Raw genomic sequence first — 14,412 nt, forward strand, 5'->3', positions numbered from 1 at the left:
ATATTAAATATATAATATAAAACAATACATTTGTAAACGATTTATATATATAATAACATAAAGATTGAAAAAAATTAATAGTCAAAACATTGGGGGAATTATAAATGAATATTGTTATTGCAGGAGCAGGAGCGATGGGAAGTCGTTTTGGTATTATGCTAAAACAAGCCGGAGAAAATGTTATTTTAGTTGATGGTTGGCAACAACACATTGATGAAATTAATAACAATGGATTAAAAGCAAATTTTAATGGGGAAGAAATTGTTGAATTGATTCCAGCGTATAATCAAAATAATTTATCAGACGTTGATTTTTCAGCTGATTTAGTGATTTTGTTTACGAAAGCAATGCAACTAGACAATATGCTTCAATCAATTGATAGCATGCTAGGCAAAGATACGATTGTTTTATGCCTATTAAATGGTATTGGACATGAAGATGTTATTAAAAAATATGTTGATTATGACAACATTTTATTAGGTAACACAATGTGGACTGCGGGCATGGAAGGTCCTGGCAAAGTTACTTTGTTTGGTAATGGTAGCGTTGACTTACAAAACTTAGGTGAAGGAAAAGAAGATGTGGCCCAAAAAGTAGCAGATGTGCTAACTCATGCTAATTTAAACGCGCGAGTATCTCCTGATATTTTAACGTCAATTTACCGTAAAGCATGCGTTAATGGCACAATGAATGGTCTATGTACTATTTTAGATTCTAATATGGCCGATTTTGGTGATACGACAAGTGCCAACCCAATTGTTCAAAAAATTGTTTCAGAATTTTTAGCCGTTGCAAGAGCAGAGAATGTTTTCTTGGATGAACAGGCTGTCTTAGAACAAATTAACGGCTGCTTCAATAGAGAAACTATTGGTTTACATCATCCATCCATGTATCAGGATTTAATCATTAATAATCGTTTGACTGAGATTGATTACATCAATGGGGCGATTGTACGTAAAGGAAAAGAATACGGTATTCCAACACCCTATTGTGAATTTTTAACTCATTTAATTCATTCTAAAGAAGAAATTGTCGAAGCAAACTAAAAAACGTCATAGTTTATTTAAATCAAGTGAATTTTCAAACAACCATAACTAAAGAAGTGAAAGTCGTCCTTTTTTACATGAAAAAAAGAAAATATGTAAATGATACATAAGTCGATGCTTGACTTTCCAACTTAATTTGACAAATGAAAAAGTAAAAAATGGTTAATTGTAGAATCAAGTTAGCCACCCTAAAATAATAAAAAAACACCATGGTAAAAATTCATGTATCATTGAAGTATCCACCCAACAACGAAAGGAATTTTTATCATGGCGCAAATTCAGAATACCACACAAAAATTGACTTATAAACATCTTTCCTTTGAAGAAAGACAACTTATTGAAGTTTGGCATAATAGAGGTGATTCTAATAGAGCAATCGGTAAACGATTAGGTCGACACCATCAAACAATAAACAATGAGCTAAAACGTGGTACAACAACGCAAATCAAAGAAAATAAAAAGCCTAGACAACTCTATTTTGCTGAGACAGGACAAGCTAAATATATAGAAAATAGAAAGCGTTGTGGTGCTAATTCTAAGCTAGCCAGTGCTGTTGACTTTATTAATTATGCCTGTAAACAGATTATTGATTTTAATTGGTCACCAGATGCAATTGTTGGTTTTATCAAGTCCATGAGGACTTGGAATACACCTACTGTCTCTACTAAGACACTTTATAATTATATTGATAGTGGCTTTTTACCTATTAGAAACCATCATCTCAAGATGAAGATCAGACTCTCACCTAAAAAGAAAAGAAGTCGTAAGTATAAAAAAGAACTAGGAAAATCGATTGATGAACGACCAAGTACAGTTGATGATAGAAAAAACTTTGGTCATTGGGAAATAGATAGCGTTATTGGTTCAAAATCTAAAGATGATAATGCTATACTTACTCTTGTTGAAAGAAAAACGCGTTACATGATCACTGTTGTTTTAGATGATCATACAGAAGAGTCTGTTTGTTATACTGTTAATCGATTAAAATCTGAGTTCGGACAAGTTAATTTTAGCAAGATGTTTCAATCAATTACTGCTGATAATGGTAGTGAATTTAGCTCGCTTCATGATACTCTCCAACAAATAACGGATGTCTATTTTGCTCATCCTTATTCTTATTGGGAACGAGGTACAAATGAAAGACATAATGGTTTATTAAGACAATTTATTCCGAAAGGAACTCCAATCTGTAACTACTCAAAACAATTCATTCAACTGGCTACTGAAAAAATTAATCTTTTACCACGTAAAATCTTAAATTATAGACAACCAGCTACATTATTTTTAGAAGAAATTCAAAAGCTTAAAATCAAAACATGTTGGTAAGGATGGATTTTAATAGAATAACACAAAAAATTAGATGTTTTTACCTAGGTGGCTAACTTAATATTGCAATTTAGAAAAAGTAAAAAATTAGAAAGTCGCGAATATATTTATAAAAAAAATTGTATCTAGTTTGATTGTCGAACTGAATTAAAAAGAAAGACAAAAACTTCAATAAGTGTTAGAAAATGATTTTGAGGTAAAAAATAAGCTAAGCAAGTAATTGAGTTGATCATTTAGGAGAAGATAACACAGACTTATCTGCTAAGTGCCTTGTAATAGCCATTACCTTAAGTGTATAACTGATTTTTTTATTGATTATTTTTTAATAAAAAGAAAGCAAACTAATACAAAATAATTAACGCTATTATCTAACTTGTGGTACGATGTTTTTAAAAATGACTGAGGAGATCTTTTATGAGATTATGGCATGAAACATTAATACCAAAACTACCTAGACAACAATTGTTAGGTCAACATAGAGAGTGTTGTGCTTTACGAGGGAAAGGATGGGGTAAACCACACTCAACAGTGAATTATGTGTTTGATTACACACCATACAAGTTAGTACAATACCATCAATTGATAATGGATGAGATGAATAACAGAGGTTATAAACCAGATGAATTATGGAGGGATCCATTGTATAGAGGAAAATCGATAGAGTCGTATACGTATCTACCAGAATATCCTATGGAAATACCAATTTATAAAGAACATAATTCAGCCTACTTAGAAGAGTGTTTGAATAATCTAGCGCAAAAAGAGATATTTTTATGATGTTTGTATAAAGTATATTCTTTAAAAATAAATTAATTAGAGCCTTGAAATGACTATCATTTAGTTTGGAACTGACCCCAAAAGATGAGACAAATATAAAAACACCCCTGTTGAATTCATGTAAAATGAATTTAACGGAGGTGTATTTTTTATGGTTAAAAGGATTGCTTATCCAGTAGAAGTAAAAGAAGAAGCTATAAAAATGAAACTTGAAGGTAAAACAACATCAGAAATTATGAATAAACTCAACATTCGGAATAAAACTCAGGTGAAAACATGGTGGAAATGGTATAGAAATGGAGAATCTTATCGATTCTCTCAAGGTGTGGGAAAACAATATACTTATGGAAAAGGTAATGAACACTTTTCACCTTTAGAAGTTCTAGAAAGAGAAAACAAGTACTTGAAACAGGAAATTGATGTTTTAAAAAAATACAAGGAGTTGGAAAGGATGTGGAAAAAGAAGTATTCATAAATTTAGTTGATTCTTATAAAGGAAAACTATCTATAACATGGTTATGTCACTATTTTGGGATAGCTAGAAGTACTTACTATCGTTGGTCTAAGAAAGAATATGTTGCCGATAATCGAATTAAAATGATTGAGCAGCTGTGTAAAGAAAACAAGTTCACTTATGGTTATCGAAAAATCACTTTTTTACTTCGTAAAAAGATAAAAGTGAATCATAAAGTTGTTCAGCGTATTATGCAAAAATATGGATGGAGTTGTCAGGTGAAAATAAAGAAAGAAAAACGTCCTGGTTCTATTTATTTTAAAACTACTAATGTAATTGATAGAGACTTTAGTTCAAGTAAGCCACTAGAAAAACGAGAGTGTAATATAAACTGTGTAAGTAACCTACCATCCTAGGTAGTGGGTTGCTTCGCGGTTTTTCTTTTTTTACAATAGATTAAAGGAGTGAGAAGCTGTGGCTAAAAAGAAAAGAGACCAAAAATCAGCGAAGTTAGCTCAATCAATTATTGACATCTATCAACCAGAATCGGTTGAAGATATGCAAGAAGCTTTAAAAGATGTTTTTGGACCGATGTTTGAAGCTATGCTACGTGGAGAATTAGATAATCATTTAGGTTATGAGAATCAGTCAAGACAAGAAAAAGAAACTCAAAACAGACGGAATGGATATGGAAATAAAAAGTTAAAAACAAGTTTCGGTGAATTAGACATTCAGGTTCCAAGAGATAGAGATGCTTCTTTTGAACCAGAAATTATTCCTAAAAGAAGCAAAGACGTTTCAAGTATTGAAAGTAAAGTTCTTTCTATGTATGCCAAAGGCATGAGTCAACGAGATATTGCCTCGACAATTGAAGATATTTATGGCTTTACTATTTCTCATGACATGGTGTCGGATATCACAGATCAAATATTATCAGAACTTGAGGAATGGCAAATCAGACCTCTGGCCAAATGCTATGCCTTCTTGTTTGTTGATTGTATGTATGTCACTCTAAGAGAAAATTATGAAGTGAAAGAATGTGCAGTGTATACAATTCTTGGCTATGATTTAAAAGGAAATAAAGAAATTTTAGGCCTTTGGTTAAATCAAACAGAATCAAAAAACAGATGGATGCAGATTTTTGATGAGATTAAAGAGCGTGGAGTTGAAGATATTCTATTTATTTCAATGGACGGCGTATCAGGACTTGAAAATGGTGCTAAAGCTATTTTCCCAGGCGTTGTGGTTCAACGTTGTTTAGTTCATTTAGTTAGAAATGCCCTTCGCTATGTACCAAGTAAGAGTTATAAAGAAGTTTGTAAGGATATGAAGTCTTTTTACAGCGCTTCTTCTTTAAAAGCTGCTCAAACAGCTTTTGATACCTTTCAAACAAAGTGGGCTATTTATCCAGGAGCTGTTGATGTTTGGAAAAGAAATTTTCAACATGTTGAACAACTATTTGATTATGGATCAGCTATTCGAAAAATAATGTACACAACAAATGCTGTAGAGAGTGTTCATTCAAGTTTCCGTAAGGTAACTAAAAAAGGCGCTTTCCCTAATGAGAATGCCCTTCTTAAGCTGCTATATCTTCGAGTAAAAGAACTTCAAAGTAAATGGGAAGGTGGACACGTTCACAATTGGGCTATGGTGCTTAATCAATTAACTGTTAATGATTCTTTTTCAAAACGAGTTGAAAAATATAATCGGTACTAATCAAAATAGGTTGGATATATATAATTTGACAACGAGTCTCTCGTCCTGTGAATTTTTATCGGGACAAGAGCTTTATTAAAAATGCCCTCTTATCCTCGAAGATTATCACAGGACGACTCATTGTCAAATTGTCGTTCTATTATTATTTAAAATTACTTACACACTTAACTTGACAAACCCAGAAAAACTAACAACAGACATCACTTATCTTGATTATGGTCCTAAAAGACTCTATCTTTCTAGCATTATGGATTTGTTTAATGGAGAAATACTTTCTTATACAATAAGTGAAAAACAGGACATATCTTGTGTTTTAGACACACTAAATAAATTACCTAAACTTCCAGATAAATGTATACTTCATTCGGATCAAGGTTCTGTGTATACTTCATATGCTTATTATCACGCAACAAAAGAAAAGAGCATTACCAGAAGTATGTCCCGAAAAGGGACTCCTGCAGATAATGCTCCAATAGAATCGTTTCATTCCATCCTAAAGTCTGAAACGTTCTCATTACACCCAGAGCTTGGAAGCTCTACAATTAGTGTAATTGAAACTGTACAAAATTTCATCAACTATTATAATAAAGAAAGAATTCAACAAAAATACGACTACTTATCTCCAGTTGACTATCGGAAAAAAGTAATCGCATAGGTGTTTTTATTACTGTCTCATTTTAGGGGTTCAGTCCCGTTTCATAGGCTTTTTTTTGTCATTTAAAATGTAATTAATGGATATTGTTGTATAATAAATGACCGTATTAAATAAAAAAAGATACAAAAAACATAAAAAAATTGTTTTTTAGTCATTATTTATATATAATAAACATAAAATTATGAATTATGTTTTTTTGATGACTTTTTTATATAAAAAGATTGATTAATCAAAGAAGAGTTTGATAAAAAGATAGCTAGGTTATTATGGGATATATAAAAGGATAGTACAGTACTCTATCAACCTATTTAGATAACTAGTGTCTATTGTAATACGCATACTAATCGGTTGTCATGTTGATGTGAAAAGAGAAAGGTGAAGGTCATACTGAATATATTTCATATGCTGGATAAACGGTTATATATAGTATTAATAAAATTACGAATAAGTTGTAAATTTTCTATAGTAACAGGCAACTAAATCAAAAAAAGAGAAATAATTTAGTTTCAACAATGGTGGTTTCTATGCGATTTTTTATAAACGAAAGGAGATGAAATAATCTAACCCAAAAACTGGGATAATAAACAAGGATTTGGTTGTATTAAACCACAATTTGTTTTTGCAAGTAACAAAGATACTTATTATTATACGGGATGAATTACTTGAAAAATAATGGAGTGCAACCTTAAGGAGATGAAGAAGATGAAAAATAATTGTAATCACTTTTTAATTTGTTTGATGGTTGTACTAACCGTTGCTATTAACCATTCAGTTGAAGTATTTGGAGCTTCTACTAATGCACAGGTGGTTGTGCCCAGTGAGATATCTTTTTATGAAGGTCAGCAGACAACAAACGATTCATCATTGGTTGAATCTGGAAGCAACAAAAAAAATAATCAAAGCACTGTTGGTGATTCAGTTAATAAAAAAGGTTTTTTACCTCAAACTGGTGAATCTGAAAGAAATTATGAATTTATTGGATTAACAATCGTCTTAGTGGGATTATTATTGTTCTTTGTACGAAAAATTAGGAATGGTGACGGTAATGAAATATAAGATAATTTCAGGTATGGTATTCTGTTGCATGCTACTTAGCATAGACAACGGCTATTTAGTTCAAGCAGATGAACTAAATAATAGTGGAGCTGTTCGGGTAGAAACAAATGATAAAACAGATCCTGTTGATCCAGAAAATCCTAATAAACCAACTAATCCAGATAATGACTATTCGACAAAGGGGGATTTAAGAATTGATTTTGTCTCCCCGATAAACTTTGGTGCGAATAAAATTACAAAAACGAATCGTAAATATGCTTCATTAGCACAACAATTTAAAGGAAATATAGATGCCCGTGCCAATTATATTCAAATAACAAATCAGCAAGAATCAACAGCTGGATGGTCGCTTCAAGTCAAACAAAATCGTCAATTTACGAGTGTAACAAATGATAAACGTCTATCTGAAGAACTAACGGGTGCTATTTTATCGTTAGACAAGGGATGGGCTAATTCGTTAAGCGAGAGCCGTCCTCCTACTGTTACAAGAGAGACCATCGCGATTAATGAGATGGAGACGGCTTATGAAGTAGCATCAGCAAAACCAAATGAGGCGCGTGGTACATGGGTTATTTCATTTGGGGCATCTGATCAAAATAGTAAAAATCAGGCACCAACTTTATCAAGAGTAGTTGATGATCATAATAATCAGTTGATTGATGCAAAAACGAAAAAGCCTTTGATGAAAAATTCAGCTGTGACATTGACTGTACCTGATTCAGTAAAGATTCACCCTGTTTCTTATGAAACAGAATTAACTTGGGTGTTAGGTAAATTGCCTTAACATATATATAAAATAGGAGGAGAAATATATTATGAAAGCAAGAAAATTATATTCATCAGCTTTATTAGCAGTATTAGGAGTCACAGCTTTAGGCACTCCTTTATTAGTATCAGCTGAACCATCAGCAACAGAATTAACATCTAAAGGTTCAGTCAAAGTTGAAGAGGGTTCTGCTGGTGGTAAAGATCAACCAACCGTCGATCCAGAGAACCCTGACAAACCGTTACCAAAGCCAGATCCAGAGTCACCAAATGAAAACACTAATGAAAATTCAGGTGCACTAACTATTGAAAAAACAACAGATTTGGATTTTGGGACAATTAAAACGTCAGCAAATGATGTGGAAGCTTTTGCTAAACCAATGTCATTTGAAAGTGGATCTAAAACACGTGGAGCATATGTACAATGGGCGGATGTTCGTGCAGGAGGAACTTATGGTTATAAAGTGACAGCTGAACTAACAAAACAATTCACTTCAGGTGAAAATGTATTAAAAGGTTCTACTATTGATTTTGCGAACGGTTTGATTTCAGTTCAAAAACAAGAAAACGATTCTACTGCTAATTCGAATATTGTGCCATCTAATGTTCAAACTGGATTTAAATTAGATGAATCTAGTGGAGCGGTTGCTGTTGTAACAGCCGATAAAAGCAAAAAAGAAGGTAAAGGTCGTTTAGTGATGGAATTTGGTCAAAGTAAAGATTACACATCACAAGGTGAAGATAAAGCAACAGATAATAAGTCTGTTAAATTAACTGTACCAGCAGCCACTGCAACTGATATGGTTAAAGGAGACTATGAAGCTGAAGTAACATGGAAAATTACTGCAGCTGAATAATCATCTCTTTTACAGATAGTTAAAAAATGTCAAAGTCAGTGTCAAAACCGACTTTGACTTTATGTGTTTATATAAAGAAATAAAATAAAGGTAGATTTGGAGTTTGTTATGAGGGGAAAATTACGAATCGGTCAAAAAATAATCATTGTTTTAAGTATGGTAGTGGTTTTAGTATTAGGTGTATCTAATGTAGCATTAGCAGACGAAAAAGATAATTCAGCAGGTTTTAGTTATAAAATAAGTTATCCTGATAATCAAGTAGATAAGAGTTTGGGTTATTTTAAACTTAAAATGGAACCTGGGCAAGAGCAAACACTATCGATGACTTTTAATAATCCTAGTAATCAAAAAATCACCATTTCTGTATCAGTCAATAGCGCGAAAACAAATCAAAATGGGGTTATTGAGTATGGTGTATCTAAATTATCGAACGATGGGTCTTTGAAATATGATTTGAAAGATATATTAAAGGGTCCTGAATCGGTTGATTTGGCAGCTGGTGAAACAAAAGATGTTGAGTTTACGGTAAAAATGCCTAATGAAGCTTATGATGGTGTGATTGCTGGAGGAATTGAGATTCAGAAAGAGAATCAAGAAGGGAACCAGACACAACAAGGTGGAACAAGAATTGTTAATAAATACGCTTATGTTGTAGGGGTTGTTTTACAAGAAAGTGATAAAGATGTTCCGCCTGAATTGAAATTAAATAAAGTAGAAGCCGGACAGTCCAATTACCGTAATGCGATTTTTGTTAACTTTTCAAATGTTTTGCCATCATATGTTAATGATATGACGACAGAAGTTAAAATTATGAAAAAAGGTAGTGAGACAGTTCTCTACGAAAAAAAACAGACAGCTATGCGAATGGCTCCTAATACATTTATCAATTACCCTGTTAGTATGAATGGGGAACCGATGAAACCAGGAAATTATGAAGCAGATATTCTAGTTACTTCTGGTGAAAGAAATCAGACATGGCATTGGAAAAAAAGTTTTGAAATTACAAGCGAAGAAGCGGATAAATTTAATAATAGGGATGTGGGATTGGTCCAAAAAAAAGGCTTTAATTGGAAACTAGTCTTAATTATTGTGATATTCCTGTTATTATTGGTGTTGATTATTGTGTGGCTTGTTCGTCAAAAAAAAGAAAAAGAAGCAAAGAATAAAAAAGGTAAAAGTAAGCGACACAGTAAAAAATAGATAAGTTATAGGGGTATAGGGTATGGTACGATATTTGGAATGGTTTTATATAGGGGCTTTATCAATTGGCAGTCTGTCTACTATTGGTTTATGTTATTTTATTTTTCGTTTAGCTGCATTAAAAAAACGTTTAAAGACGTTAAATAATAATAAATTAAAAGGTAGAAAAGCAAAAAGTAATAAGAAAAAACAAAAGATAGTCTTGAACAGAAAGAAACATTCTATTTTTATTTTATTTATTATATCTTTAGTCTCTTCGCTTCTATTTTTTGGAGTTTCTGCTTATATTAGATACTATCAAGCAATGAATTTGACAACAGAAGATTCTAAGTCGATTGTGACATCTTATTATTTGATTCGTGATTTTGAGGATCAATTAAACTTGTTAAAAGATAAGAAGGATGACCAAATCAAATTAGAACAAAATATTCGTCAGTTATCCACCTCAATGGCAAGTTATGGAACGAAAAAAGCAAATACTCTTAACTCAGTAGACGGACAATTAACTTTAAATCGTTATTATAATTCTGTTACACAGCTTGGGAAAAATGCTAGTACACAAACTAAAAATTTTTATGGGAATAGTGAATTAGTAAATGATTTCTTAAAGGATATTAAAAGTGCCAAGGATTATGAAGGAGACGTTTTTAGATATTATAAAGTAGATAAGTCCGTTTTAATTCAAGCAAAATAATCATAATATGTCACTGTATAATTTTTAAATTTATTTAGTAACCATCTTTTAAAAGTTTTTAATTGGTTTTTGTAAAAAGATATACGTAATTTTAGTTTATTTGCAATGTATTTTTATCAGTTTACATGGCTTTAGTTTTTTGATAAAACATTGAATTATTTAATTTAAAAATAAAAGGGGTGAGTGTTATTTGTAGAGAAAGGAGTATGAACAAGTGATAAGAAAAAGATGTTTTTTTTCAATTAGCTTTATAGTTTGCTTAATTTTTATGGTTGGAAAACAAATAGAAGTAACTGCACTAGAGAATCAAGATCAATTAATTGAATCAAAGCAAACAGTAAGTACTAAGAAAGAATTTGGTAGCTTGTCTAATCTGAGAGAATTCAGTTTAGATAGTCAAGAAACAGGGATTATTGCTTATAATTTTGGCAAAAGCATGGAAGATATTAAAGCTCTTAATAGTGATGAACAAGCTGCAAAAGAGATGATTTTGTATGAGAGCGGAGCGACTGGTCATGGATTATTTGGGGATGTAACGGACAAAATTCAAGTGGGAAACTTGGGAGATTTGTTTTCAACGTCTTCTAATGATTTGACAGAACATCATGTGACATTAACGGTTCCAGCTGAGTATTCAGGTACAGGAAAAGAATTGTCTACCAATGTGATAATTTATACAGGAAAAGTATCGAAAGTTAGTACTTGGAGTCAGTTGGATAGTGCTTTGAGAGCTAATGACACGACTATTATTGATGTGCAGAGTAATATAACTAATACAAGTAAAGGTAGAGTAGATGTTCTATTATCAAGCAATAAAAAGGATTATGTGTTACTGGGTAATGGCTATTCGATAGATTTTATAGGGTATAGTTATAGATGGCCCGAATCAGCTTCTAATACACGTAAACCAATTGTTGATAATATTGATTTGTATGGTGGAAACTATTATGGGCCGGTGACAATGTGGAATCTTGCTGGACCTAATTCAAGTGTAACTTATCGAAATGTAAATTATACAGGATCACAAGTCACGGCTTCTTTTCAGGCTAAAATTATTTTTGAAGGAAAAAATAACATTCGTTCTAAAGATACTTATTATAATTCATATGATGGAACACAACGAACAATGGCTGATACTAAACAAGCTGGAATAGAATCTCACACATTGCTGTTTGAAAAGAATACGGACACTTTAATTGAAGTTGAACAAGGTGATGGTGTGGTAGTAGGAGGATACTATTCTAATATTGCCCCCGTTAGTAATATTCAACCTTCATTGACTATGCTAGAAGGGTCAAAAGTTGTAGTTCGTACTCTAGGAAATGATGGAGAGCAAACAAATTGGAATGGCGGGGACTATCCTGCTCCATCTACTCTAAGCCTTAGGAATAATGCAAAAATTGATATTGGTAATAAAGCAAATTTATTAGTCGAAACTGGTGAAGGAACAACACGTGTTCCAGTTAAGTTAGGGTATGTTTCATCTGTATCTAAATGGATTACTAGTATCAATTTGGGAGTTGATAGCCAATTTACTGTTAATGTTGGGGGGCCTATTCCTAATAATAATAAAAAAGCAGCTTTTATGTTGCGTGACAATTCTCAAATTAATATTGGGCAAAATGCCAGTTTAAATGTGAATGCTAGAAATATGACAACAGGTGCTCCCGTTATTTCTATGGGTACTAGCTCTTTAATAGATGTTGAAAAAAGTGGTAACTTAACTATTAATAAAACGGGTGGTATGGGAAGCATCTTAGATTTGTCAGCTGACTCTATTTTCAATGTATCGGATGAAGGGTCGGCAGGATTTGTATCGAATAATGAAGAAACAACGACTAGTCCTATGATAAATGGTGGGAATAAATCAAATTTCATTATTGATGAGCGTGGTATTTTTACGTCACAAATCAAGAATGGTACAGGTGAGCGTACGATGCTAAAATTTGACAAAGGTGCTAATTTTAAATTTGCTAATGCCCGACGAATTGATTTGGATGCTCGTGGAAATCCAAACGCTTTCTTGATTAGTATGGATACAGGAACCTTTTTAGCAGATATTCAAGCAGTTGAGGCATGGACTAAAAAAGATGCAGATAAAGAAACACCTACTTATAGTTGGAGTCCAATGTATGGTATACAGATATCTTACAGTGGAACAAATACTAGCAAGGTGGTTGGTAACAGTCTTACTTATAAAACACGTGAGGATTTTATACAAAATTATAATACAAAAGATATGTCGCGTGTGTTATTTACGTATATACCAGATGTTCATATAGAACTTGATGAAGTGAGTGACAACCCTAATTTATCAAGTGGTAAAGTGTTCAAGGGATTCGTGAATAATAGATCTAGTGTTGCGTTTTATAAGGTTGTTGATGAAAAAGATTCAAGTAAAGATGTCTTATTATCAAATGCTAATATAGCATCTCCTGTTGAAGGTGAATCTAAAAAATACCATGTTGTAGCAAATGATGCAGGGACATATGAATTTAGTATTCCAAGTGATACTAAATTAGTTGCTGGAGATAAAATCAAAGCTTACGGGTTTTTAAATGCTAAAGATGATTATGTTATCAATACCGTTCAAGATAAGACGCCACCAACGGCTCAGGCTGAAACATACTATATTTCTGTTAATAGTAAATCACCTTCTCCTGATAAACTAGTAAAAAATGTCTCAGACACGAATCCTAATAATAAAAATTTCACATATAAATATAATGAGTCTACTTCAAAAGAGACAATTGATAAGTATATGACTGAGATAGGAGATCATAAAGTTAAGGTTGATGTGTCTGATGAAGCGGGGAATACAACAACTGTTGATACACTCCTTTCCGTAGCTGAATCATCTACTCATGTTTCTGGAGATGAGTTGTCTATTTCTTTTAAAGATTTACGTAATATGTCTGAAAAACAAATGAAAGAGTATATATTGTCTAAAGGAAATATATCAGCGTACAAATTGTTAAATGGTAAAAAAATTGAGTTAAATCAGTTTGTTTCTGTAAAAGATTTAGGCGGTTTAGCTGATATCGACCATATCCAATCAACTCCTTATACTATTTCTTTAGTTGTTTCAACAAAAGATGCGGGTGACGGGGTTACTGAGGACATTACGGGAACAATGACTGTTAAGGTAACTGATATTGATGCTGTTTTAACAGTAAGTTTCATTAATGAAGCGGGTAAAGTTTTAGATGACTATACGACAACTGTTAAAGCATTAGTTGGTGATACAATTGATTTAACAAAAGATAAAAATATAAAAGAAAAACAAACTCTTCTAGAGTCTAATGGGTATTTATTAGGAGCTGGTCCTGAACAAGAAACAGCTTTTAAAGTGAATAATACTGAGATGACCATTGTGTATCACGTTGAAGGGACAGTTATGATTAAATCGGTTCCTACAGTATTAGATTTTGGAAAACTAACTTATACTGCAAGTCCCAATCGAATTGAGAAACCGACATATGACAAGCCACTAATTGTAAGTGATACAAGGGCTGATACAACAGGTGGATGGAGTATGTACGCTCAAATCAGTTCGCCACTCCAAACACCAGATGGCAAAACGTTAGAAGATGTCATTCATTATGTTTCTGGTGGAAAGGACAAGGTGTTATCAGAAAATTCTCAAGCTATTTTTAGTTACAAAGAGAATAAAGCAGGAACTTATGATATCAGTGATAATTGGGGAGATAAACCTAAATCAGATGGTATTAAACTAGAGATAGGCTCTTCTGGGGATATATATACGGGGCAATATACCGGTGAAATTACTTGGAAAATTATGGAAGGCCAGCCTTAAAAATAAATAGAAGGTTCATGAATATATCAAAAAATTCCTACTCGTTTTT

At 32.4% G+C, this 14,412-nt stretch carries 12 protein-coding genes and 1 pseudogene; all 13 read left to right on the forward strand.

Annotation, left to right across the window (positions count from 1 at the left end; genetic code table 11):
• Positions 1-104 precede the first annotated feature (104 nt).
• The 13 genes and pseudogenes from JNUCC83_RS03315 to JNUCC83_RS03375 all read left to right on the forward strand — a co-directional run bounded on the left by JNUCC83_RS03315 (position 105) and on the right by JNUCC83_RS03375 (position 14,363).
• A complete protein-coding gene (locus JNUCC83_RS03315; protein WP_454460813.1) occupies positions 105-1,046 on the forward strand; it encodes a 2-dehydropantoate 2-reductase in 942 nt (313 codons plus the stop codon).
• Between the two features lie 267 nt (positions 1,047-1,313).
• A complete protein-coding gene (locus tag JNUCC83_RS03320) occupies positions 1,314-2,372 on the forward strand; it encodes an IS30 family transposase (protein ID WP_454460814.1) in 1,059 nt (352 codons plus the stop codon).
• A gap of 414 nt (positions 2,373-2,786) precedes the next feature.
• Entirely contained in the window at positions 2,787-3,149 is a 363-nt protein-coding gene (locus tag JNUCC83_RS03325) for a TIGR02328 family protein (RefSeq protein ID WP_454460815.1), read from the forward strand.
• 151 nt (positions 3,150-3,300) lie between these two features.
• Entirely contained in the window at positions 3,301-3,624 is a 324-nt protein-coding gene (locus JNUCC83_RS03330; RefSeq protein WP_454459949.1) for a helix-turn-helix domain-containing protein, read from the forward strand.
• Positions 3,603-4,019 carry an IS3 family transposase gene (locus JNUCC83_RS03335; protein ID WP_454460816.1) on the forward strand — a complete coding sequence of 139 codons (417 nt, stop codon included), beginning with the start codon at positions 3,603-3,605 and terminating at the stop codon, positions 4,017-4,019. Before JNUCC83_RS03330 ends, JNUCC83_RS03335 begins: the two co-directional genes overlap by 22 nt.
• A 58-nt stretch (positions 4,020-4,077) precedes the next feature.
• Positions 4,078-5,319 (forward strand): IS256 family transposase, encoded by a 1,242-nt coding sequence (locus tag JNUCC83_RS03340; protein ID WP_454459153.1) that lies wholly within the window; start codon positions 4,078-4,080, stop codon positions 5,317-5,319.
• Positions 5,320-5,500: 181 nt separating this feature from the next.
• A pseudogene (locus tag JNUCC83_RS03345) lies at positions 5,501-5,974 on the forward strand (transposase); the annotation flags it as partial.
• A 702-nt stretch (positions 5,975-6,676) separates the two neighbouring features.
• Entirely contained in the window at positions 6,677-7,030 is a 354-nt protein-coding gene (locus tag JNUCC83_RS03350; RefSeq protein ID WP_454460817.1) for an LPXTG cell wall anchor domain-containing protein, read from the forward strand.
• A complete protein-coding gene (locus JNUCC83_RS03355) occupies positions 7,020-7,814 on the forward strand; it encodes a WxL domain-containing protein (RefSeq protein ID WP_454460818.1) in 795 nt (264 codons plus the stop codon). The genes JNUCC83_RS03350 and JNUCC83_RS03355 overlap by 11 nt, the downstream gene beginning before the upstream one ends.
• Positions 7,815-7,845: 31 nt before the next feature.
• Entirely contained in the window at positions 7,846-8,652 is an 807-nt protein-coding gene (locus JNUCC83_RS03360; protein WP_454460819.1) for a WxL domain-containing protein, read from the forward strand.
• 108 nt (positions 8,653-8,760) lie between these two features.
• Positions 8,761-9,852, forward strand: coding sequence for a WxLIP family cell surface protein (locus JNUCC83_RS03365; protein ID WP_454460820.1), 1,092 nt, complete (start codon positions 8,761-8,763; stop codon positions 9,850-9,852).
• A 22-nt stretch (positions 9,853-9,874) separates the two neighbouring features.
• Positions 9,875-10,546 (forward strand): hypothetical protein, encoded by a 672-nt coding sequence (locus JNUCC83_RS03370; protein ID WP_454460821.1) that lies wholly within the window; start codon positions 9,875-9,877, stop codon positions 10,544-10,546.
• A gap of 214 nt (positions 10,547-10,760) precedes the next feature.
• A complete protein-coding gene (locus JNUCC83_RS03375) occupies positions 10,761-14,363 on the forward strand; it encodes a pectate lyase-like adhesive domain-containing protein (protein ID WP_454460822.1) in 3,603 nt (1,200 codons plus the stop codon).
• The last annotated feature ends 49 nt before the right edge of the window (positions 14,364-14,412 follow it).

This window comes from Vagococcus sp. JNUCC 83 (assembly GCF_053667615.1).

Bases quoted from the DNA above. Each gene is read 5' to 3' on its own strand.
- JNUCC83_RS03365 (WP_454460820.1), top strand. From the start codon at position 8,761: ATGAGGGGAAAATTACGAATCGGTCAAAAAATAATCATTGTTTTAAGT.
- JNUCC83_RS03360 (WP_454460819.1), top strand. From the start codon at position 7,846: ATGAAAGCAAGAAAATTATATTCATCAGCTTTATTAGCAGTATTAGGA.
- JNUCC83_RS03330 (WP_454459949.1), top strand. From the start codon at position 3,301: ATGGTTAAAAGGATTGCTTATCCAGTAGAAGTAAAAGAAGAAGCTATA.
- JNUCC83_RS03370 (WP_454460821.1), top strand. From the start codon at position 9,875: ATGGTACGATATTTGGAATGGTTTTATATAGGGGCTTTATCAATTGGC.
- JNUCC83_RS03325 (WP_454460815.1), top strand. From the start codon at position 2,787: ATGAGATTATGGCATGAAACATTAATACCAAAACTACCTAGACAACAA.
- JNUCC83_RS03315 (WP_454460813.1), top strand. From the start codon at position 105: ATGAATATTGTTATTGCAGGAGCAGGAGCGATGGGAAGTCGTTTTGGT.
- JNUCC83_RS03320 (WP_454460814.1), top strand. From the start codon at position 1,314: ATGGCGCAAATTCAGAATACCACACAAAAATTGACTTATAAACATCTT.
- JNUCC83_RS03350 (WP_454460817.1), top strand. From the start codon at position 6,677: ATGAAAAATAATTGTAATCACTTTTTAATTTGTTTGATGGTTGTACTA.
- JNUCC83_RS03355 (WP_454460818.1), top strand. From the start codon at position 7,020: ATGAAATATAAGATAATTTCAGGTATGGTATTCTGTTGCATGCTACTT.